The following is a 24,301-nucleotide window of genomic DNA, read 5'->3' on the forward strand; positions in this document are numbered from 1 at the left end:
AAAGCGTTGCTTTCCTTTTTCTATTTATAACTCATTTTCAATAAAGTCTATATCAGGATTAAGTATTTCTAATAACAAAGTCACTAACTCATCTTTAAATAATGCTAAAGTCTCTTGTGTTATAGCATGATTAACATTATTTCTACCTTCATTAACTCCAAAGAATAAGAATCCCTCTTTTCTATTTTTAAACGAATAAATACCCGCCTCTACAGACTGCATACTATCATTTTTAGTATACATCAAAGCATAACATAACAACTGTATAATCTTATCATTTTTAAGATCTAGGGTCAATCCTTCCCAATTACTTAACCTCACATTAGTAGAAGCTACCTTTCCACTCTTATAATCAATAACACGAATAACCCCGTTGCGTTCTTCAATACGGTCCACAAATCCAAACAAATTAATAGGATAAGGCAATCTATCATCAACTAGAGTATACGTCAATTCTGTTTCAAGTTCTAATAGCAGAATATCATCACCTTCATTTAACTTTTCTAACTCACCTTCTAAGAAATGATATACATTACGCTTTGCTACTTCAAAAGCAAGTAGATTCTTTCCTATCTTCTCCTTATCACTATTATATACTTCCTCGAACTGAGTTTGTACCTCTTCATCAGCCTTGCGTTGAATACTCTTAATTATATCTACTGTTAAGCGCGCACCTTTGTAAGGCTTATATAAATTCTCTAGAGAATTATGAATAATCGTCCCTAAAGTATTCAAAGCCACACTTTCTTCTACTTCTTCTACCTCTCTAATACGCAATATTCGCTGTAGATAAAACTGTATTGGATTACGCAGATAATTAGATAATGCAGATGGAGAAAAACCTTTTGTCGTTGAGATTCTCTTCAACTCTTCTTGTAGTAGTTGAGATTTTGGTATTTGTATCAACTCATTAGCCTTCTCAGGCAAATCCGCAGAGTATGTGATATACTTAACATTGTGATTAGCTAACTGCTCTACCTCTAACTGAGTCAAAAATCTACTTTTCTCACCCGCATCCATTCCTTCTGATTGAGAATTGTATAAAAGATAAACATTCTTAGCTCTTAACAATAAATGGTAGAAGTGATAACTATAAATAGCGTCCTTCTCTTTATACGTTGGCAATCCTATTTCTCTCTTTACATCATACGGAATAAAAGAATTAATTGACTTTCCTGCAGGAAACTTACCTTCATTAACAGAAGTAACAATAACAGTGTCAAAGTCTAATACCCTACTTTCAAGAACTCCCATAATTTGCAATCCTTCTAAAGGCTCACCTTCAAAAGAAACTTCTGACATATCCATTACTTGTTTAAACAGGGAATACAATGTATCATAACTCTGTATAAACTGATAACGCTGGCAGTAAGACACTAATCTATTAAGCATTTGATAAGACGAATACAAAAACGTTTTACTAATACGCTCACTATGTACTTCATCATTCAAGCTATTTTTAATTGCCAAAACAATCTCAATAAGATTCTGCAAGACTTCTACTGGTGTTAGCTCTTTCCAAGCTTTAAAAACAAGCCTTCTCAATGGATAAGTATCACTATCAATCCATTCCCCAAATCGCTTTAAGCTAAAGAAGCTAAGATTACGATCATTTATCTCTTTTATAACCTCATCTGGTGCAATTATTTGAGCTAACACAGGATTTGTCAACACATCCAATATCTCTTTGTAATACACAACATACTGCTTACCAGATCTACGAATAGCCGATAAATGCAGTTTAAATATCTTATTCAACAAGATCTGTATAGGATTACTCTTTCCACTATACCCCATTGTAATATTCAGACTTGACACACTTGAAGGCAAGCTGTGTAAAACAGGTAATAGAAGATTTTCTTCTCCTAACACTATTGCTACTTTCTCTAATCTTGACGCCTCTTCTCCCAATCCTTCCACTATCTGTCCTGCTATCTTAGCTTGACCAACACTCTTAGGCGTTTGTATAACTTGAATATTCTTCTCTTTTCCGAATTCATCAACCATCCATTCAAATGGATTATACTGATAGTGAGTCCAATTTCGTTTTATTCTTCTTAAGAACAGACCAGCATCGTGATAAGGATCTTCAATAAAATGCTTATCTATATCCCAAAAAACTTTACCTCTTTTCTCTAATAGAAAATGCTGAATAATCTTTTCCTCAGCTGCATTGAGTGCATTAAAACCAGCGAAATAATAAACCTTATTATTTCTATTTAAAAACTCCTTATGAAGTTTCACAGCCTCCCTATAGATCATCCCTTGATAACCAACACGTTCTTCTAATAAAACTTCATAAAATCTTTTATAGTACACTGGTATCTGCTCCCAAAAAGCTAAGTAGTTCTCTATCAAATCAGTCTTTTTTTCAGGATCTAAAGACCAGTGTTTGATATCTTCAATATTTTTCAAATATGAGAAAACATAATTTGGATCAAGTAGATATCGATCAACTTCATTAAAATCTCCTAACAACATATTTGCCCAACTCGCAAAATGATCAAAGTCTTGAGCGTTTGTTTGTTCTACCTCTTGATAAACAACATAAAACTTAAAGAGTAACTCGATTGAGTCAATTCCTCTAATCTTAGATATTTGCTGAATAAAGTCTTCAATATTAATAATCTCTGGTGCAAAGACACTAGATCTATAATACTTCTTTAAATTTTCCAACAAGAAAACCTTAGCTCGTTTATTAGGTAAAACGATAACAAGGTTATCCATAGAATCAGGAAAATCAGCACAAATTTGCGCACTCAGTTTATCTAAAAATGTATTTGAATTCATAAGTGAAAGTTACAAAAAAAAACGCTCCGATTACTCGAAGCGTTTTCTATAGATTGTATGTTTTAATTCAATTATTTTGCTAATTGGATCTCAACACGTCTGTTTAACTCACGTCCTTTAACTGTTTTGTTAGAAGCGATTGGATCTTTAGATCCGTATCCTTTAGAAGTTAATCTAGAAGAATCGATTCCTTTTTCAATTAAGTAAACTTTTACAGCGTTAGCTCTGTTATCAGATAATGGTAAGTTAATTCTGTCAGAACCTGTACTGTCAGTATATCCAGCAATGTGGAAGTTAGCAGTTGGGTACTCTTTCATAATTTTCACCATGTTGTCTAACACTGAGTAAGAAGCATCTTGGAAAGTATATTTTCCAGTGTGGAATAATAATGTTTTTCCGTAATCGTTAAGCTGTTTTACTTGTTCAGCTTTGATTTCTTTTACTTCAGGACATCCATTGTTAGAAGCTGGACCAGGTACATCTGGACATTTGTCTAAATGATCAGGCACTCCGTCTCCGTCTCTATCTGGCCAAGGACAACCTTTGTTTTCTTTTGGACCAGGAACTTCTGGACATTCGTCTTTATTATCTGGCACTCCATCTCCGTCTGTATCAGGACATCCGTTGAACTCAGCTAAACCAGGAACTTCTGGACATTCGTCTTTATTATCTGGAATACCATCTCCGTCTGTATCAGGACATCCGTTGAATTCTGGTAAACCAGGTACATCTGGACACTCATCTAAATGATCTGGAATACCGTCACCGTCAGTATCAGGACATCCGTTGAACTCAGCTAAACCAGGAACTTCTGGACATTCGTCTTTATTATCTGGAATACCATCTCCGTCTGTATCAGGACATCCGTTGAATTCTGGTAAACCAGGTACATCTGGACACTCATCTAAATGATCTGGAATACCGTCACCGTCAGTATCAGGACATCCGTTGAACTCAGCTAAACCAGGAACTTCTGGACATTCGTCATATTTGTCTAAGATTCCATCTCCATCAGTATCTTTTCCACCAAATTGGAAACGGATACCTGCGAAGTGTTGGATATGCGAAGCAACTCCTACGTCTGGTAATCTAGAATCAGAGAATGAATGTTTATAAGTAGATTGCACAGTTAAAGCAACGTTTTTAGTGAACCAGAAGTTTAATCCAGCTCCTCCGTTAACAGTTCCTTGACTAGCATCTCCCATAAAAGTATAACCTCCACCTACTAAGATAAATGGATCGATTACTTTAGATTTTAAAATTTCCTTGAAGCTGTATTTGATCTCAGCATCAATTCCATAATAAGTTAAGTCTCCTGGGTTGTATTTTAAATACCCTTCTGAAGCAGGAGCGATAAATTTGTCAATTTTGTTAACTGACCCTACTAAACCAATAGAAAATCCATCTCCTAAGTATCTAGCTACGTTTAAGTATGATACTGATGGTAGAATATTCCAATCACTAGTTTTGAAATACCCTCCCATTCTGTTTGAGAAGTTACTAGTTGTACTAACTTTTGTGTTAACAGCGTTAGCTCCAACCGTTACAGCCCAAGGATGATCAGCGTCTTGCGCTTGAGCTGAAAGCCCTGCACAAAGTACTGCTGCTGCAAATAATTTGTTGAAATGTTTCATAACTTTTATTTTTACTTTACCGTAATAATCTAGCAAAAGTACAATTCTCAATCAAGATTTACAAAAAATTTCGTTAAGAATCGTCCTTTTTATTGAAAATTGTTTTTTTAATTAGATAACTTTTAACTCTTTACCAACTTCTGTGAAGGCTGCGATAGTTTTATCCAAATGCTCTTGAGTATGTGCAGCAGATAATTGTACACGTATTCTAGCTTTACCTTGTGGAACAACAGGATAGAAGAATCCAGTCACATAAACACCTTTTTCTAATAAACGATCTGCCATTACTTGAGATAATTTTGCATCGTATAACATTACTGGAACGATAGCAGAATCTCCATCTATGAAATCAAAACCTGCTTTTTTCAATCCTGCTTTAAAGTAATTTGTATTCCACTCTAATTTATCTCTTAAAGAAGTGTCATTCTGAAGTAATTCAAATACTTTGATAGAAGCCCCAACGATCATTGGCGCTAAAGAGTTAGAGAATAAATATGGTCTAGAACGTTGTCTTAACAACTCGATAATTTCTTTTTTACCTGTTGTATATCCACCCATTGCTCCTCCTAAAGCTTTTCCTAATGTTCCTGTGATAATATCTACACGTCCCATTACATTTTTAGCTTCTAAAGTACCTTTTCCTGTTGCACCAATAAATCCAGCAGCATGACATTCATCCACCATTACTAATGCATCATATTTATCAGCAAGATCACATATCTTATCTAATGGCGCTACTAATCCGTCCATAGAGAATACACCATCTGTAACGATAATTTTAAAACGGTGTCCAGCTTCATTCGCTTTGATTAATTGCTCTTCTAAGTCTGCCATATTGTTATTTTCATAACGGTAACGAGCAGCTTTACACAATCTTACCCCATCAATAATAGATGCGTGGTTTAAACTATCTGAAATAATAGCATCTTCTGCCCCTAATAATGGCTCAAATACACCACCATTAGCATCAAAAGCAGCAGCATATAAAATAGTATCTTCAGTACCGTAAAAATCAGCAATAGTTGATTCTAATTTCTTGTGAATATCTTGTGTACCACAAATAAAACGAACCGAAGACATACCAAATCCGTGTGTATCTAAAGCCTCTTTTGCTGCTTTAATAACTTCTGGATGTGATGATAACCCTAAATAGTTATTTGCACAAAAATTTAAAACTTTATCACCTGTTGATACTGTGATTTCCGCTCCTTGTGGAGAAGTAATAATTCGCTCTTTTTTAAAAAGTCCATTATCTTCTATCGTCTTCAATTCATTCTGAAGATAATCTTTAATCTTTCCGTACATATTATATATTTTAGCTTTTAAACGTTTTATACATTTATCTTACAAATGTATCATATTTAAGTTCTCTCCTGTATACAACAAGACCATTTTAACGACTTGATACCCCATTTCCTCTAGAGATGCCCCATAAGCCTTCACCTGTTCTTTATATTTCTCTTCTTCCTTTCCTGTTTTATAGTCTAGGACATAAGCCTCTTTTCCTCTCACTACCACCCTATCAGGAATAGTATTACGTTGATAAGGACCAATAATTACTCGTTCATTAAACACGATGTTATCCTCTCTAAAGAAAATTTCTAAATCAGGATGATTAACTATTCGTTGAATAATCTCTTCGAAGCTTTCTTTTACATCCTCCTGAATCAATCCTTTTTCAAGACCTTCATTTACTACAGCCTTTACATCTCTGTGATCCTGTATAAATGACATCAACTTGTGTACCAAATTTCCGTATTCTATCGCACGCTGATTATGAGAATCCCACATCAATGCCTCGCGCTGAGCTATCTTTATTGCCTCAAAGTCCAGTACAGACTTCACAGGTAAAATCATTTTATTTAGCTCATCACTATCTATTTCTACCCTCTTAGATACGCGTTCTTTTACACCAAATTCGTAGACTAAATCCACATCATTATACAATCCTTCTGCAAATAAAAACTCTAAGAAGAACTTCGAAAGGTTATTTTTAAACTCTCCTTTAGCAGTCACATTCTTATAACTAATAACATATAACTGCTCTTCAGCACGAGTTAAAGCTACGTAGAGCACATTCACATTATCCAGCAGCATCTCTTGTTCTTTTTTCTCATAAAGTTGCTGAGCATATTCACCATACTCTACTACTTCCTTCTTAGAATCTACCAGTGCTTTCGGAAAAACTATTTGATCTTTATCAGTTTCGACATTTACCCAAAGTTTATCACGACTAGGTCTTGTAAAATCTTCTTCTGCAAATGGAAATATAACTACTGGAAACTCTAGTCCTTTAGACTTATGAATAGTCATTATCTGTACAGCATTACGCCCTTCTGGCGTAGGAATACTAAACTTGTGATAATTTGTATTCCAGTAATCTAAGAAGTCACTTATACCAAATTGATTTTTTAATGACTTTTCTAAAACCAAATCCAAGAAATACAACACATAAGAATTAGCTCCCTTGTCTGGTAAGAACGCCAATACAATAGCTTCTACTGCATCGTATAGCGACTTAGAACGACATGCTTCAAAAGATATTGGTACACCATTATCCACCAGCCAAGATTCAAACTCTTTTTCTGTCTCAAAAGACAACCCTTCTTTTATAAAATCATGTTTTGTTGTTAGATCATCGCGCTTATTACTCACATAATAAAGCAACATCATCTTAGCCTCTAGATCTCTTTCAGTTTTTAAAAACTTAAGAACATTGATAATTAAACGTACCTCGCTAGCATTGTTAATCAATAGTGAATCAGAAGACAATATCTCCAGTCCATTCTCAGTCAAAAAATTAGCTAACAATACTCCATGATCACGCTTTCTAGTCAAGATGACAATATCTTTTAACTCAAAGCCCTGTTCCAATGCTTGATGAATTGCATCCAAAGTAGCATTAGCATACTGCATATCTTTAGCTTCTGCCTCCTCACCTTCTTCTTTCTTTAAGAAAGTAATATTGACATATCCACCAGTCTTACTATTAACCTCCTGGTGACTGTTATTTTCATATAAATCCTTGTAATCCTCATTCACAAAATTGCGAGAAACATCCTTAAAGAATCTATTATTAAAGTTAATTACCTCTGCATAACTTCTGTAGTTTCTCCCTAAGTTGATTGTTTGTTTATCAGGATTTGAGAACGGGTTTTCTTCTTTACTCAATGCGATAAATTGTTCCGCCTTTCCACCTCTCCATCGATAAATAGATTGTTTAGGGTCCCCTACGATCATCAGACTTCCTTTAGTCCCTGTAAGATCTTCTCCTGCTAGAGCATTATCTATTAATGGTACTAAGTTTTGCCACTGCATCTCTGAAGTATCTTGAAACTCATCAATAAAAAAATGATGATAACGCTCTCCTAGACGTTCATAAATAAACGGCGCAGGTTGATTCTGTATCTCATTATGGATAATCGCATTAAATTGAGTAATAGAAAGTATATTCTGTTCCTCCTGTATCTTATCCATTTCTTGACCGATAGTGCTCAATAAAGAAAGTGGAGTTAAATTCTTCAAGAATGCCTTATAAAAAGCACGTCGAGAGTACATCTCATAAATCTGTCCGAGTACTTTCAAAAACTCAGGTATAAATCCTTCTATTAAGTCCCTATCCTTTGCTGCTTTAAGCAATTGTACATCGTCAAATTCTAGATACTTTCTGTCTTGAGCGCTATCGTTGTCTGCAATAATATTTTCAATATGACGAATAAATGTACCCCTAGAGAACGATTTAGGATCCATCCCATTCTGTTGTATCACTAAAGCAATTTGCTTTCCTAATTCAACTGTCTCTGTACCAATTCTCCTAATTTCACTTCTTAAGAAATCTCTTACTTTGACAAAATCCTCAAGCGTATGTTCAGCAAACAAAGCTATCTCTTCTCTGTTATTTTCATTTAATAGTAACGACCCTACATCTTTTAACTCCCTCGTGATATCCCAACTCTTATCGTTATCCGCTTTATCTAAAGAGAAGTCAATTAATAAGTCTGTCAACTCACTATCCACACCAGCCTTCGCAATTACAGCATCTACCGCTTCTTGCAATAACTCATCAGAATCCAAAGAAACCTCAAAGGTCATTGGCAAATCCAAATCGAATGCAAACGAACGGATAACCTTATGCGTAAACTTATCTATAGTAGATATATCAAAAGAAGCATAGTTATGAATAATACTTCGAATGATACGTCCAGCCTTAGCTTGTATAAATTCCTTACTCAATTCTGTATCCTCTTGTACTTGATTAAAGATACTCTCATACTTTGGATCTAGCGTCTCTTTAGAGAATGCATTTAAGCATGAGACCACGCGAGTCTTCATTTCTGCCACAGCTTTATTCGTAAAAGTGATAGCTAATATCTTCTTATAAGCATCATCTTGCTTATCCAGCAGCAATATCTTCAGATATTCTTTAACTAAAGTATGCGTTTTACCAGAGCCTGCTGAGGCGTTATATATTGAAAATGAAGGCTTATCAATCATGTAAGAAGGGATTATATTAACTTATATTAAACAGTAGAACCTTTCCGTATTAGGCTTTATTTGTTTAATTTTGAAATAAAATTAATATTAATCTTTAAATAATACGAATTATGGCTTTCGAATTACCAAAATTACCTTATGCATACGATGCATTAGAACCACATATTGATGCTCGTACGATGGAGATCCATCATACTAAACACCATAATGCTTACACTACTAACCTTAACGCAGCTATCGCTGGTACTGAATTAGAAGGAAAAACTATCGAAGAAATCCTTACTAACTTAGATATGACTAAAGGTGCAGTACGTAACAATGGTGGTGGTTTTTACAACCACAACTTATTCTGGACTGTAATGACTCCTAATGGAGGTGGTGAGCCTACAGGTGAATTAGCTGCTGCTATCACTGAAACTTTCGGATCTTTCGAAAACTTCAAAGATGCTTTCGCTAAAGCTGGTGCTACACAATTCGGTTCTGGATGGGCTTGGTTATCTGTTAAAGACGGAAAACTAGAAGTATCTGGTACTCCTAACCAAGACAACCCATTAATGCCTAGCATCAATGGAGGAACTCCAATCTTAGGAATGGACGTTTGGGAACACGCATATTACTTAAACTACCAAAACCGTCGTCCTGACTACATTAATGCTTTCTTTAATGTAATCAACTGGGCTGAAGTAGCTAGAAGATACGCAGAGGCAAAATAATTAACTTTTGCACCTAAATTACAAACTATTAAAAGCTCCACTATGTGGAGCTTTTTTTATGCCTATAAACCAAAAAAAAAAGCCCAAAACAATGTTTTGGGCTTCTCTATATCTATATCCGAAGGTTATTTTACTTCAGAAATTCTCAATGTATTTACCATACCTTTTTCAATAATAGGCATAGCAGCAAGGTTGATAACCATATCTCCAGGATTAGCTAATCCTTTCTCTTTTACCATAGCATTGATATCTTCGATAGTATCGTCTGTACTCACATACTTATCGTAGTAGAATGCTTGCACTCCCCATAATAAGTTTAATTGAGTAATAATACGACGGTTCGAAGAGAACACTAAGATATTACTATTTGGTCTCCAAGCCGAAATTTGGAATGCTGTATATCCACTATTTGTCAATGTACAGATTGCTTTAGCTTCAATATCATTTGCCATTAAAGCAGCGTGGTAACAAATGTTTTTAGTGATATAACGATTTGTTTTAATCGTAGGTGGACTTTGAGGCACTTTAATTAATGGAGAAGTCTCAACACTTTGAATGATTTGAGTCATCTTCTCGATTACTTGTACTGGGTAGCTACCTACAGAAGTTTCCCCAGATAACATTACAGCATCAGCACCATCCATTACAGAGTTAGCTACGTCATTTACCTCCGCTCTAGTAGGAGTAAGACTAGAGATCATAGTTTCCATCATCTGAGTTGCGATGATAACAGGGATTCTAGCATTTTTAGCTACGTGTACTAATTCTTTTTGGATTAATGGAACCTCTTGTGCAGGAATCTCCACACCTAAGTCTCCACGAGCTACCATTAGACCATCACAGTAAGCTACTAATTTCTTAATATTTTTAACTGCTTCAGGTTTCTCGATTTTAGCTATAATTGGAATTTTATGATCTGAATGCTCTTTAATCAAATTCTGTAAATCCATTAAGTCTTCTGGAGTACGTACGAATGATAACGCAATCCAATCCACTTGTAATTCACAAGCAAAAATAGCATCTCTAATATCTTTCTCAGTTAAGGCTGGTAAAGAAACTTTAGTCATCGGAAGGTTAACTCCTTTTTTAGACTTAAGAGGTCCTCCTTGAATAACTACAGTTTTAACTTCATCTTCTCCGTTTGTTTCTAACACTTCGAAGATAAGCTTACCATCGTCTAATAAAATTCTCTCACCTGCATTTACATCAGTTGGGAATTTTTTATAGTTCATATAAACGCGTTCTGCGTCACCTTTAAATTCTTCTTTTGTCGAAAATGTAATAACATCACCTGGGTTAACGATAACATCTTCTGACATCACACCTACTCTTAATTTAGGCCCTTGTAAGTCACCTAAAATAGATGTAGTGTATCCAAATTCGCGATTTAAATCGCGGATTATATTTACTTTCTCTTGAACATCTTTATAATCAGCATGTGAAAAGTTGATTCTAAAAACATTTACACCAGCTTTGATCATATCATGTAGTACCTCTCTTGTACTAGATGCAGGTCCTAACGTTGCTACGATTTTCGTCTTTTTTTGTGCTAACATATTTTTAAAAAATTAAGTTCGTTTTATTTTTCAATACCTCCTGTCTAATTTCATAAGCAGTAGATATTAATTTAACTGTATTTAAACGCTCAATGATTGTACCAATTTCAAATTGACTGTCCGTTTCTTCAATTTTTATTAGATAATCGACCGCTTTTAGTTCGGGTAATAAATACCCTTGTTTAGTTACTGGATGGTTGGCTGAGATAAATAACGGTGAATCTAATCCAGATTCAGGAATTAAGAAAGCCTTATTCGCGACCACCTTCCAATAAACATGATGATCAATATCGTCATATTCATAAAAAGAAAAAAAAGCATGTCCGACATCTGTAAAGATATCTACATCTTCTTTACTCCTTACCAGATTGATCTCAAGTATAGAATTAATAAAATATACTACTTTATAATCTTCTTTGCGGGAAGTATGTATGGCGATTAAGCGGTAATCTTCACTGTCAAAATCTTCTAGCTTATGCTTAATAATTGCCCCCATATCATAAATTTGCAATACAAATATACAACTTTAATTCAGCTAGTTATAGTAAACAGCTGTATTATAGTTTATAAAAAAGTTAAGAAATTGACAAATAACTATTGCTTTATCTGTTCCTGGAATGCAAAATAAGCTCTCTGAGAAGCTTTTTCTTCTGCTTTCTTCTTAGAAGTGGCTCTTGCTCTCGCCACTAGCTTATCGTCTATGAATAAACGAACGCCGAAGTACTTTAATTCTTCAGCAGTATCCTCTTCGAAAGTATCATACTTAAAAGTATGCTTTCTCTTTTGACACCACTCTATCAATAAGCTTTTATAGCTAGTAATTTTAGTCTCTAATTGTTGTATATCCTCAACTGTACTAAGCAGTTTCTCATGAATAAACTTCTCACAAGCAGGATATCCACGATCTAGGTAAATAGCGCCAATAATAGCTTCTAATAAATTACCATGAATATTCTCTCCGAACTGTTGGTTCCCCATCTTACTCTCTACTTGAGAGATTAAATCAAGTTCTTTACCGATGTGATTAAGATTCTCTCTACTCACTATCTTAGAACGCATTTTAGTCAAGTATCCCTCATCGCCACTAGGTACCTCTATATAGAGATAAGAAGCGATAACAGACCCTAACATTGCATCCCCTAAAAACTCGAGTCTTTCGTAGTTAATAGGATGTCCAGCCTCATCACATCTATTCATAGAGCGATGGGTAAATGCAACTTTATAATAAGATAATTCTACAGGTTTTACCCCAACTATTTGAGTCACCTTTCGACAAAAATTCCCGTCTTCATTACTGAAGGAACGGGAATTGTTGAATATTCTATTTAGTAACTTTTTCATCTTTACAGGATGATTATTACTTCTCTAATTTCTTTACAAGTACACAAGCATTGTGTCCTCCAAAACCGAATGTATTACTCATACCTACCTTAACATCGCGTTTTTGTGCTTTGTTAAAAGTAAAGTTAAGTTTAGAATCGATTTGATCATCATCAGTAAAGTGGTTGATAGTAGGAGGTACTATTCCATGTTCTATAGATAAGATAACAGAAATAGCCTCGATAACACCAGCCGCTCCTAATAAGTGTCCTGTCATCGACTTAGTCGAGTTAAGGTTCATATCATAAGCATGTTCTCCGAATACATTGATAATAGCTTTAGACTCAGCGATATCTCCTAATGGTGTAGAAGTACCATGCATATTTAATACGTCCACGTCTTTAGCTTCTAATCCAGCATCTTTAAGACAGTTGATCATTACATTAGTAGCTCCTAATCCTTCTGGATGTGGCGCTGTTAAGTGATGTGCATCTGCAGACATACCACCTCCACCGATTTCACAGTAGATCTTAGCTCCACGAGCCACAGCATGTTCATATTCTTCTAAGATGATAGCTCCAGCTCCTTCACCTAATACGAATCCTTCTCTGTCTTTGTCCATAGGACGAGATGCAGTCTGAGGATCGTCATTACGTGTAGATAATGCATGCATAGCGTTAAATCCTCCAATACCTGCAATAGTTACAGCAGCTTCAGAACCTCCAGTTACGAAGATGTCTGCCATACCTAAACGGATGTAGTTAAACGCATCTATAATAGCATTAGTAGATGATGCACATGCAGACACAGTCGTAAAGTTAGGTCCTCTAAGACCGTACTTCATTGAAATATGACCACCTGCAAGATCCGCAATCATCTTAGGGATAAAGAACGGATTGAATTTAGGAATTCCATTACCTTCTACGAAGTTAGTAACCTCGTTTTGGAATGTTTCTAATCCTCCGATACCTGAACCCCAGATAACACCAGCTCTATCTAAATCAATAGTTTCTAAATTTAATCCTGAATCTTTGATCGCTTCGTCTGCACTAACCATAGCATACTGAGCGTAACGGTCCATTTTACGTGCTTCTTTTCTCTCAATAAAATCCTCAACGTTAAAGTTCTTTACTTCGCACGCAAACTGAGTTTTGAAATTGGTAGCGTCAAAATATGTAATGGGTGCAGCACCGCTTACTCCATTAATTAGGTTGTTCCAATACTCTTGAATATTATTTCCAATTGGCGTAAGGGCACCTAAACCGGTAACAACAACTCGCTTTAATTTCATAAAATAACTTATATGGTTTGTACTATAAAAAAAAATCCCAACTTTCACTTTTGTAAAAAAAGGAAACATTGGGGTGTTTGTTTGATTGTATATGTTAGATTGTTGCCAATCTGTCCTTTTTTGTTTCTTCTAAAAATCAGTCTTCTTAAAAAAAATAATAACACCCACGTGTTTATGGAATAAACACGCGGGATATAGTTATTACTTTTTAGCTTCTTCTATGTAAGAGATAGCTTGTCCAACTGTAGCAATGTTTTCAGCTTGGTCATCTGGAATTTGAATATCGAATTCTTTTTCGAACTCCATGATAAGCTCAACAGTGTCTAGTGAATCAGCTCCTAAATCATTAGTGAAGCTTGCTTCTGCTACAACTTCGTTCTCGTCAACACCTAATTTGTCAACGATAATCGCTTTTACTCTTGATGCAATGTCTGACATAATCTTTAATTTTAAATTTAATTTCGTAGGCAAAAATAAAAAACTTTATTTTAAAACCTGATTTTTCATGTTAATTGTCGGTGCGAAATTATAAAAATTATTAATACTTATCCCTATTTTTCTATTTATTGTCAGTTATTATTCTTTTTTTTGTACGAAAATAACGCACTTTCAACTTCATAACACAACTAACAACATGAAAAAAATAGCTCTATTCGCCTCTGGTTCAGGTTCTAATGTAGAAAACATTCTTAACTACTTTGAGCAAAAATCTATCACTAATCAATACCTAATTTTGGTTAACAACCAAAACGCTAAGGTAATAGAAAAAGCGGAAAAAAGAAATGTTCCCGTTCTGATTTTTGATAGAAATATGCTTAATGAAGGTGTTGTATCTCAAAATTTAGAACAATTTCAACCTGATTTAATTGTTTTAGCAGGCTTCTTATGGAAATTTCCTGATGACCTTGTTAAAAAATATCCGAATAAAGTAATTAACATACACCCAGCACTTTTACCTAAGTACGGAGGTAAAGGAATGTATGGTCATCACGTACATGAAGCTGTGGTAGCAAATAAAGAAAAAGAATCAGGAATCACTATACATTATGTAAACGAGAACTATGACGAAGGAGCTACTATATTCCAGACATCTACTCCTATTAATGAATCTATGACTCCAGAAGAAGTAGGGGCTGCTGTACTTAAATTAGAACACCTTCACTTCCCTCAAGTAATCGAAAAACTACTATTTTAAACATAAATGAATTTACCACAAGTAATACTATATACAGACGGCTCATCTAGAGGTAATCCTGGTCCTGGTGGCTATGGCCTAATATTAGAGTGGGCTGGCCGTAATGTCTATAAAGAAGCATCTCAAGGTTACCGAAAAACCACCAATAATCGCATGGAACTATTAGCGGTAATCGTCGGCTTAGAAATGCTAAAAAACGAAGGTACTGATGTACTAGTCGTATCAGACTCTAAGTATGTAGTAGATGCTGTGGACAAAAGATGGGTGTTTGGCTGGGAGAAAAAAGCCTTTAAAGACAAAAAGAATCCAGACCTATGGCAGCGCTTCTTAAAAGTATATCGCAAACACAATGTGCAATTCAAATGGGTAAAAGGACATAATAACCACCCTATGAATGAACGCTGTGATGTACTAGCTGTGAAGGCAGCTACCTCATCGAATCTATTAATAGATGAATACTACGAAAATATAGAAGATAAATAAACAAAGAGAGCATTTCGAAATGAACGAAATGCTCTCTTTTATATTTAACCTAAGTTCCATCATCGACCTTATAAACGAGTATTAGTTATACTAACCGTATCTGAACAAATCAAAAGCCATATTATAATGACTTTAATAGAAGTAAAACAGGGGCACAGCAGAACTAACTCGATACATTGGGCTAATACAAATCTAGTTTTAACCTATTCTCTCTCTACCTACCTCTCTTACGACTATAGTACTCGCTAAGTTATCATGTAGTGTTTGCTTTTTATCCATCCAGAAAAACATCCAATACCCAAAAAAGAAAAAGAATGCTGAGAGAATAGAAGCGAAGAAACGTCCTGTAGCTTGACCAAAAGACACCTTAGCTGTCTGCATATCTAATAAACAAATACCCATCGTACGCTGACCTACTGTAGCCTGCTCATCTCCACTCTGCATAATAGCACAGTATAACCATCCTGCGATAAAAGGTATAAATATAGATGGAATTATAATTATCAACCCATCTAATATGCGAGCCGCAAGGCGCTCTCCGAAGTCAGCATACCTATAATGTATACGTTCAGTAGGTGTAGTCACGATGACATGCTGGTTATCATGAGCATAACTTACCGAAAAGCCATTGTTATAATTAAATCCATTAGGAGTAGTGTGACTAACCTTGTTGATATAAGGTTCTAACTCTTTTAAAAAAGCCGCTTCTGTCCAATTGCGCAAGTCCTTATGCCATATTAAGGTATTAGGCAATATAACGAATTGTCCCAATTCTTCATAACTATAAGGCCCTTGGCTCTGTCCATTAATCGAGATAAAGTACTCTCTTTTCATTCATTACAATTTTACTGCAAAAATAATAATATAAATTCAACACATGACTAATCAAATAATACAGTCGTGAAATAACACCTATTTAGTACTCCCAAAATAAAAAGAACTAAAATACTTACTTGGCTTAACCCACGCAACTGCTCTATCTGCACTAATGACCCAGTTAAATCGCTTTAGCATATCTGCTCCAAAGACACTAAGAGGTTGATTCTTTAATTCTCCTGCAAAATAGCCAACAGACACCTCTTTAAGAGGCATTCCTCCTACTTCTAACTGTCCTATTACAGCATTTTTAGTAATCACACTTTTACCTTGGGCATTTTTTAATTCCTTTTCACTTATAGTTACTAGTTGTTCACTGAGTTTATTTACTTCAGCGAAGTTGTCATCGTACAATATAGCTCCAGAATATCCAGATTGTAGATAAAACTTATGTGTATAACCTTTACCCCCTATCAGACTTGTCACATCTATAAACATTACACCGTTGCGATATAATATAGGTATAGCTATATACCCTTCCACAGTAGGCAGACCATCGTATACTACGAATTCAGATTGGTCATAATTTATTTCTAACACTTTATCTTTAAACAGAGACATCCCAATCTTACCATCAGACTCATACCCGCTCATCTGATTATTCTCAAAGGCGATATCATTCCACACTTGTCCTCCTATCTGCACCTTATTAGATGGGCTATACTCCTCTTTATCAAATGAGATATTTTCTACTTTATGTACACGCATAGGAGAGATAGCAGCATCCTGCATCGCTATCTGAAACATCAAATCAAGCGAATCTTTATCATTCACCAGCGTTTTGACTATTATATTATTATAAGATGTCAGTCTAAAAGGAATATGCACCTGTGCATTCATTAGAAGACTTACACATATAGTCATTAAAAGTGTCAAGCTTTTTTGCATAACAATTTTATAGATTAGGTTAGTTCGTTATTGTAAATCTATAAAATAAATTCTCTCAAAAATTGAGATTTATTTGAAGTGAGTACCTCTCCTCAAAAAAACTATTCACTTTTTCTCTTTTAATAAGAAAACACACTCTACTTACACTCCGAGAACACGCTTATTTGACTACTTTTTTATTCAAATAGCTTAAAAAAGGTTTTTTTACACCTCTTTTTAATAAAAAGTGCGTCACTTTTTTATCTCATTATTGCGAATAACAAATATTAATATCCTAATAATCAATACTCTAATAAAAAACAACTCAGTAGAGCTAAAATCTAACGGCATAGCTCCAAGCCACTATTTATGGGTGCTCGTGACAATTCCTTCGAGGATTCTTTTACAATTCTCCCATTTTGCTCTAAACACAGAGCATTTTCTAAAAGAACTCTAAAATAACCCTAGACTGATCCTAGGAGTAAGTGTATCGCGTATTAGCTCAACAATTATACTTTTATCTCTTATAACCAGCTTTTAAAAAAAGGATATACAGTACCATACACATTTAAATAGTACATTATATACCTAATATCTCACCATGTCTTATATATCATTAGGTCAGCCTTCTGACATGACACAAATATTAATATCGTGTTAAATAATAGTCTACCATTAAAGAGTAAAATTCATCTAATTAGATAATAATACCCACTCGCTACGAGTTAATTGCGAAAAAACCTATATATTTAGCTCTGAAAAGGTTAATAGTAAAATAGTTAATTATGACTATTAAATTTGGTAGTAAAAAGAGTATTGCCATATATTTGTAGCTTATTTCTTTGCAAAAAATATGAATAAATTACTGATAGTGGGGACGGTGGCCTTTGATGCGATAGAAACTCCATTCGGAAAAACAGACAAGATCTTAGGTGGTGCAGCGACATACATCGGATTGTCTGCCTCACACTTTAATATTAAATCTGCTATAGTGTCTGTGGTTGGAGATGATTTTCCACAAGAACACTTGGACCTTTTAAATAGTAAAAACATAGATACTTCTGGTATTGAAGTTGTAAAAGATGGTAAGACTTTCTTTTGGAGCGGTAGATACCATAATGACTTAAACTCTAGAGATACATTAGATACACAGCTTAATGTATTGGCAGACTTTAACCCTATTGTTCCTAATGATTATAAAGATGCAGATGTAGTGATGCTAGGTAACTTACACCCTAATATCCAAATAAGCGTTTTAGATCAATTAACTACTACACCAAAACTAGTAGTATTAGACACAATGAATTTTTGGATGAATTGTGCTTTAGACGAATTAAAAGAAGTATTAAAAAGAATAGACGTTATCACCATTAACGATGAAGAAGCTCGCCAATTATCTGGTGAATACTCACTAGTAAAAGCAGCTGAAGTAATCCATACAATGGGACCAAAATATGTAGTGATTAAGAAGGGCGAGCACGGTGCTTTATTATTCGCTGATAAGGATGTGTTCTTTGCTCCTGCGTTACCGTTAAAAGAAGTATTTGACCCGACTGGGGCAGGTGATACTTTTGCGGGTGGATTCACAGGTTATTTGACACAGAGTAGTAATGTTTCGTTCAGAAACATGAAGAATGCTATCATTTATGGTTCTAACCTTGCTTCGTTCTGCGTTGAAGAATTCGGAACTTGTAGGATGGAAAATTTAAATGATACTGAAGTAGTGAATAGACTACAACAATTTAAAATGTTAACTCAATTCGATATCGAATTAAAACAATAATGTAAAATTATAAGCCTCGTCATGGGGCTTTTTTTATTCAACACCAACACACAACTACACATGAGCGACGCTTTAAAACACGAATGCGGGATTGCGGTTCTTAGATTAAAAAAACCGTTATCTTACTACAAAGAAAAGTATGGGAGTGCTTTCTATCCAATACAGAAGATGTATTTGCTATTGGAAAAACAGCACAATCGAGGACAAGATGGAGCTGGATTAGCAAGTATTAAACTGGATATGGATGCTGGTGAGAGATACATTAGCCGTGTACGCTCTAATAAAGCACAACCTATCCAAGATATATTCATGCAAATCAATGAACGTATCAACGAGGAAATGGAAGCTCATCCTGAATACCACAACAATGTGGACCTTCAGAAAAAACACATCCCTTATTTAGGAGAGGTATTCTTAGGTCACGTGAGATATGGTACATTCGGTAAAAATAATATTGAAAGCGTTCACCCTTTCTTGCGTCAAAACAACTGGATGCACAGAAACCTTATCGTAGCAGGTAACTTTAACCTGACTAACGTACGTGATTTATTTCAAGATCTAGTAGAGCTAGGACAACATCCTAAAGAAATGTCTGATACCATCACTGTAATGGAGAAAATAGGACACTTCTTAGATGATGAAGTAAATGACTTATACTACAAAATTAAACAAGAGGGGTATACTAAGAAAAGTGCTTCTCCACTTATCGGTGAGCGTCTAGATGTAGCTCGTATCTTACGTCGTGCTTCTAAAAACTGGGATGGTGGATTTGCTATGGCTGGTATGATAGGACACGGTGATACATTCGTATTACGCGACCCTGCTGGTATCCGTCCTGCATTCTACTTTGAGAATGACGAGATTGTGGTAGTGGCTAGTGAGAGACCTGTAATACAGACTGCATTTAATGTTCCTTTTGAAGAAATAAAAGAACTTACTCCTGGACAGGCTATTATCATCCGCAAGGATGCTTCTGTGAAGTTCGAACAAATCTTAGAACCACTTCCACTTAAGGCGTGTTCTTTTGAGAGAGTTTACTTCTCTAGAGGTAATGATGCAGAGATCTACCAAGAGCGTAAGGATTTAGGTAAACTAATCTTCCCTGAGGTATTAAAGGCTATTAATGACGATACTGATAACTCTGTGTTCTCATATATCCCAAATACATCTGAGACTTCATTCTTCGGTATGGTAGAAGGGGCTCAAGATTTCCTTAACCAACGTAAGATAGCTGATATTCTTAAAAATAAAGAGAACTTATCTGAGGCAAAATTACAAGAGATCTTATCTGTAAAATTAAGAACAGAGAAGATAGCGGTAAAGGATGCTAAACTAAGAACATTCATCACTGATGACAGTAGTCGTGATGATATGGTAGCTCACGTATATGATGTGACTTATGGTGTGATAAAACCTACAGATAATTTAGTAATTATCGACGATAGTATCGTACGTGGTACTACACTTAAGAAGAGTATCATCAGAATGCTAGATAGACTTAACCCTAAGAGCATCGTAGTAGTATCTGCTGCTCCACAGGTGAGATATCCTGACTGCTATGGTATCGATATGGCTAAACTAGAAGGTCTTATCGCATTCCAAGCTGCTATAGAGTTATTAAAAGATAGAAACTTATACCACATCGTAGAAGAGGTATATAAAAAATCTAAAGCTCAAGAAGGATTACACGATAGCGAAGTAGTAAACTATGTGAAAGAAATCTATGCTCCGTTTACAGATGAGGAGATCTCTAATAAGATATCTGTAATGGTAAAAGATGTAAACATTAAGTCTGATGTGAAGATCGTGTTCCAATCTGTAGAGAACTTGCATACTGCATGTCCTCACAACTTAGGAGACTGGTACTTCACAGGTGACTATCCTACTATCGGAGGTAATAGAGTGGTAAATAGAGCATTTATCAACTTCTATGAAGGTAGAGATGAGAAACCGTATTAGAATTTAATATGATTCAATAATATAAAAGGGCTGTTTCAGATTGTGAAACAGCCCTTTTTAATTCTATATATTTTACTAGCTAAGCCAGAAGTAATAAGCGATAACTGATATTAAGATTGCACAAATAATATTTAGTACAAAACCTGCTTTCATCATATCTCTCTGACGAATATCTCCTGTACCAAATACAATAGCATTAGGTGGCGTAGCTACAGGTAGCATAAATGCACATGATGCTCCTAGTCCGATAATCATAGATAGTCCTAATGGTGGTAATCCTAACTCTTCTGATATAGAGATAAAGATAGGTACTAACAAGGCTGCACTGGCAGTATTAGAGGTAAACTCTGTCAAGAATACGATAAAGAACGATACTACTAAGCCGATAATAAAATAGTGACTTCCTTTAATAAAAGATACTAATAAGTCTGCCATTACTTTACTCGCTCCTGAATCTTTAAGGACCATACTCAATGTTAGTCCTCCACCAAATAATAATAGTACTCCCCAGTCTACGTTGTGTTGTAATTCTTTCCAACGTGACACCTGGCTCACACAAATCAAAATAAAGGCTGCTAAGGAGATAAATGTATCGAAGTTAGTAAACTTACCTTCGAAGCCTACTAAGTTAGCTACAAGCGGGTTTAATTGATCACTGAATATCCAACATAAAGCAGTTCCTATGAATATTTCCAAAGTCAACCAACGATCAAATGTCATCGGTATATGCTCTGTATTATGTTTAAACTCGAAGTCTAGTTTAGGCTTAAACACAAAATAAATAACTCCTATCATAATCGGCAATAACAATAATACGATTGGTATTCCCATCTTCATCCATTCGGCAAAAGAGATATTTAACTGAGAGGCTACAATAGCATTAGGTGGACTACCTACTACTGTTCCCATTCCTCCTATACTAGCACTATAGGCTATACCCAATAGTACAAATACATAAGTACTGCGGTACTTCTCTCTGTCTAACTGACCTAATACTCCTACCACTAATGGCAACATCATAGCTACTGTGGCTGTATTACTAATCCACATCGATAGTAAGGCTGTCACTGCAAATAAGTAAAAGACTGCATAAGAGAGTCTACCCTTAGCGAGATACATAATCTTATTTGCGATAATGGTATCTAACTTCTGTACATGCAGTGCACCTGCTAATACAAATCCCCCTAAGAATAAAAAGATCGTCGGATCTGCAAAGGAGGCTAACGCGGGTTTAGTATCCGTTAATCCTAGTCCTATGGCGAGCACAGGCACAAATACGGCTGTGGTGGTAACGTGTATAGCTTCTGTCAGCCATAATACCGCTACGAATACTAATAAGGCTAATCCTTTATTAACTTTAGGCTCGTAGGGTAAATAATTGATAAGAAGAAATAACACAATGACATTAAAAAGAATAATAAGGTAATTTCTCATTGATTTTAATGGCCTGTTTTCATGCTCATAGTCTAAACGCATATTGTGTATTGTTTAATAATTTTAACTAAAGTTAACAAAAAAATAATTTTAGCATAGCAATTATGTAAAAAAACACTAATTCATCTATTTTATAACCAAGAGAACTCGATTATATACAAACAAAAAAGCCAGTCAAATGACTGGCTTTCTCTATGTTTTAAGTTAACTATGCATTGCCTTCCCACTCGTCGTAGAACTGGCTAAGAAACGACTCCATAAAGCGGTGTCTTCCTTCTGCTAATTGTCTTCCTGTGTCTGTATTCATCAAATCTTTTAATCGAAGAAGCTTCTCGTAAAAATGATTAATAGTCGTACCTACATTATTCTTATACTCTTCCTTAGACATCCCTATCTTTGGTTCTATCTTAGGATCATAGATTAGATTATTCTTATACCCCCCGTAGTTAAATGTACGTGCTATACCTATAGCTCCAATAGCATCTAAACGATCGGCATCCTGTACAATATCTAATTCTTTAGAGCGAAAGACTTGATTAAAATTACCTCCTTTAAAAGAGATGTTCTCAATACCTTTTACTACATGCTCAATAGTTGCTGAATCAAAGGAAAGTTCTTCAAGTAATCTCTTCGCTTTATTAGGTCCTACTGTCTCGTCCCCACCGTGAAATTTACTATCTGCGATATCGTGTAAAAGAGCAATTAATTTGACTACTACTAAGTCAACTTCACCTTCTCCTTCTACTATATGTAAGGCATTCTTATAAACTCGTTCGATGTGGAACCAGTCGTGACCGCTTTCAGCTTGCTGTAACTCATTTTTTACATAAAGGATGACTTGATCTATACGCTTGTCCATAACTATTGTGTTGTATTAGGTATTTATTTAATCAATGCTGGTTTAACCCATTTAAATACGTGCTCTTCTTGTCCGATAACCATACGATCTGCTACTCTAGCCATACGTGTAGGAAGCTTCATTAAATAATCTCTCGCTTTCTCAGCTTCATCAGTAAGATTAGTTAACTGTGCTACTTCCCAACGGTCAATAAGCTTCTGCATAATATCGATATAATCGTGAGCTGTGTATACTCCTATTCGTTGTGCAGAGTCAGAGAATAACTCAAAAGCATCTCCCATCTTTCCTCCTGATTCGCGAATAAGGTTAGCTGGCATTGTAATCTTTCTCTTCATCATATCTACAAAAGCAAGCATCATTTCACTTGGATCTACTTTAAAGATACGATCTACGAACTCACTATATGCATGGTGGTGTCTCATCTCATCACCTGCAATTAATCTACAGATTTTAGATAACTTATGGTCTCCATATTGCTTAGCTAACTTAGCTACACGATTATGAGAAATATAAGTAGCTAACTCTTGGAAACTTGTAAATACAAAGTTCTTATAAGGGTCTCTATCTGTACCTGGGTCAAAACCATCGTTAATCAGGTGATGTGTAGTAATCTCAATCTCTTTCATATCTACTCTACCTGATAGGTATAAGTATTTATTTAAAAGATCTCCATGACGATTCTCTTCACCTGTCCAGTGACGTAGCCATTTAGCCCATCCATTACCTCCTGGTTGATCTTTTTGATTAACTCCTTCTACGTCCATTAACCATGACTCGTATGTAGGTAAAGCTTCTTCTGTGATTGTATCTCCTACTAAAACTACCCAAAAATCATAAGGTAATTCCTTAGCGTATTCTCTTAATTCTTTTACCTCCTCGATAAAGTTCTCACTTTCTGAGTCAGGCAATAAGTCTGATGGCTGCCAGATTTTTTCTACTGGTATCAAATAGCTTTCTACAAAGCTATCGATATTCTTCTCTAAGAACTGCATTACTTCTAGGCGAACATTCTTTATAGACATAATGTTATGTTTATGCCCTTACACT

Annotated in this window: 19 protein-coding genes; 5 read left to right on the top strand and 14 right to left on the bottom strand. The window is 35.2% G+C overall.

What is annotated here, in order from left to right; all coding sequences use genetic code 11:
* Nucleotides 1-24: 24 nt before the first annotated feature.
* From BMX53_RS02035 to BMX53_RS02050, 4 genes are all read right to left on the bottom strand, one after another.
* Nucleotides 25-2,790: a PD-(D/E)XK nuclease family protein gene (locus BMX53_RS02035; RefSeq protein ID WP_074744369.1), complete on the bottom strand. Its 2,766-nt coding sequence runs from the start codon at nt 2,788-2,790 to the stop codon at nt 25-27.
* 71 nt (nt 2,791-2,861) lie between these two features.
* The gene (locus tag BMX53_RS02040; RefSeq protein WP_074744371.1) at nt 2,862-4,424 is read right to left on the bottom strand and encodes an OmpA family protein; all 1,563 of its coding nucleotides are present in this window, start codon (nt 4,422-4,424) and stop codon (nt 2,862-2,864) included.
* A gap of 111 nt (nt 4,425-4,535) precedes the next feature.
* Nucleotides 4,536-5,729, bottom strand: coding sequence for a glycine C-acetyltransferase (kbl, locus tag BMX53_RS02045; RefSeq protein WP_038986983.1), 1,194 nt, complete (start codon nt 5,727-5,729; stop codon nt 4,536-4,538).
* A 39-nt stretch (nt 5,730-5,768) separates the two neighbouring features.
* Nucleotides 5,769-8,918, bottom strand: a complete 3,150-nt coding sequence (locus BMX53_RS02050) for a UvrD-helicase domain-containing protein (RefSeq protein ID WP_038986982.1) — start codon at nt 8,916-8,918, stop codon at nt 5,769-5,771.
* A 110-nt stretch (nt 8,919-9,028) separates the two neighbouring features.
* On the opposite strand from BMX53_RS02050, the gene BMX53_RS02055 reads away from it, so the two are divergent.
* Complete coding sequence (locus BMX53_RS02055; RefSeq protein ID WP_038986981.1) at nt 9,029-9,631, top strand: superoxide dismutase; 603 nt, start codon at nt 9,029-9,031, stop codon at nt 9,629-9,631.
* A 125-nt stretch (nt 9,632-9,756) separates the two neighbouring features.
* Here BMX53_RS02055 and pyk read toward each other — a convergent pair whose 3' ends face one another.
* From pyk to BMX53_RS02080, 5 genes are all read right to left on the bottom strand, one after another.
* Nucleotides 9,757-11,187 (bottom strand): pyruvate kinase, encoded by a 1,431-nt coding sequence (pyk, locus tag BMX53_RS02060; protein WP_038986980.1) that lies wholly within the window; start codon nt 11,185-11,187, stop codon nt 9,757-9,759.
* Between the two features lie 4 nt (nt 11,188-11,191).
* A complete protein-coding gene (locus BMX53_RS02065; RefSeq protein ID WP_038986979.1) occupies nt 11,192-11,683 on the bottom strand; it encodes an IPExxxVDY family protein in 492 nt (163 codons plus the stop codon).
* A gap of 98 nt (nt 11,684-11,781) precedes the next feature.
* Nucleotides 11,782-12,528 (bottom strand): ribonuclease III, encoded by a 747-nt coding sequence (gene rnc, locus BMX53_RS02070; RefSeq protein ID WP_038986978.1) that lies wholly within the window; start codon nt 12,526-12,528, stop codon nt 11,782-11,784.
* A gap of 16 nt (nt 12,529-12,544) precedes the next feature.
* The gene (fabF, locus tag BMX53_RS02075; protein ID WP_205627535.1) at nt 12,545-13,798 is read right to left on the bottom strand and encodes a beta-ketoacyl-ACP synthase II; all 1,254 of its coding nucleotides are present in this window, start codon (nt 13,796-13,798) and stop codon (nt 12,545-12,547) included.
* A 201-nt stretch (nt 13,799-13,999) separates the two neighbouring features.
* Entirely contained in the window at nt 14,000-14,236 is a 237-nt protein-coding gene (locus BMX53_RS02080) for an acyl carrier protein (protein WP_002988156.1), read from the bottom strand.
* 196 nt (nt 14,237-14,432) lie between these two features.
* On the opposite strand from BMX53_RS02080, the gene purN reads away from it, so the two are divergent.
* Nucleotides 14,433-14,993 carry a phosphoribosylglycinamide formyltransferase gene (purN, locus tag BMX53_RS02085; RefSeq protein WP_038986976.1) on the top strand — a complete coding sequence of 187 codons (561 nt, stop codon included), beginning with the start codon at nt 14,433-14,435 and terminating at the stop codon, nt 14,991-14,993.
* Nucleotides 14,994-14,999: 6 nt separating this feature from the next.
* Complete coding sequence (gene rnhA, locus BMX53_RS02090; RefSeq protein WP_038986975.1) at nt 15,000-15,476, top strand: ribonuclease HI; 477 nt, start codon at nt 15,000-15,002, stop codon at nt 15,474-15,476.
* A 198-nt stretch (nt 15,477-15,674) separates the two neighbouring features.
* Here rnhA and BMX53_RS02095 read toward each other — a convergent pair whose 3' ends face one another.
* Together BMX53_RS02095 and BMX53_RS02100 are read right to left on the bottom strand one after the other, a co-directional pair.
* Nucleotides 15,675-16,310: an RDD family protein gene (locus BMX53_RS02095; RefSeq protein WP_038986974.1), complete on the bottom strand. Its 636-nt coding sequence runs from the start codon at nt 16,308-16,310 to the stop codon at nt 15,675-15,677.
* Between the two features lie 78 nt (nt 16,311-16,388).
* Nucleotides 16,389-17,240, bottom strand: coding sequence for a hypothetical protein (locus BMX53_RS02100; RefSeq protein ID WP_038986973.1), 852 nt, complete (start codon nt 17,238-17,240; stop codon nt 16,389-16,391).
* An 832-nt stretch (nt 17,241-18,072) separates the two neighbouring features.
* Here BMX53_RS02100 and BMX53_RS02105 point away from each other — a divergent pair.
* Complete coding sequence (locus BMX53_RS02105; RefSeq protein ID WP_038986972.1) at nt 18,073-19,002, top strand: PfkB family carbohydrate kinase; 930 nt, start codon at nt 18,073-18,075, stop codon at nt 19,000-19,002.
* A gap of 60 nt (nt 19,003-19,062) precedes the next feature.
* Nucleotides 19,063-20,961, top strand: coding sequence for an amidophosphoribosyltransferase (locus tag BMX53_RS02110; protein WP_038986971.1), 1,899 nt, complete (start codon nt 19,063-19,065; stop codon nt 20,959-20,961).
* Nucleotides 20,962-21,036: 75 nt separating this feature from the next.
* Here the strand turns inward: BMX53_RS02110 and BMX53_RS02115 are convergent, their stop codons facing one another.
* The 3 genes from BMX53_RS02115 to BMX53_RS02125 form a co-directional block, all read right to left on the bottom strand.
* Nucleotides 21,037-22,437 (bottom strand): SLC13 family permease, encoded by a 1,401-nt coding sequence (locus tag BMX53_RS02115; protein WP_038986970.1) that lies wholly within the window; start codon nt 22,435-22,437, stop codon nt 21,037-21,039.
* A gap of 166 nt (nt 22,438-22,603) precedes the next feature.
* Entirely contained in the window at nt 22,604-23,254 is a 651-nt protein-coding gene (locus BMX53_RS02120; protein WP_038986969.1) for an HD domain-containing protein, read from the bottom strand.
* A gap of 23 nt (nt 23,255-23,277) precedes the next feature.
* On the bottom strand, nt 23,278-24,276 hold the full coding sequence (locus BMX53_RS02125) for an acyl-ACP desaturase (protein ID WP_038986968.1): 999 nt from the start codon (nt 24,274-24,276) through the stop codon (nt 23,278-23,280).
* Nucleotides 24,277-24,301 lie beyond the last annotated feature (25 nt).

Source organism: Myroides marinus, from assembly GCF_900109075.1.
GTDB classification, from domain to species: Bacteria; Bacteroidota; Bacteroidia; order Flavobacteriales; family Flavobacteriaceae; genus Flavobacterium; species Flavobacterium marinum_A.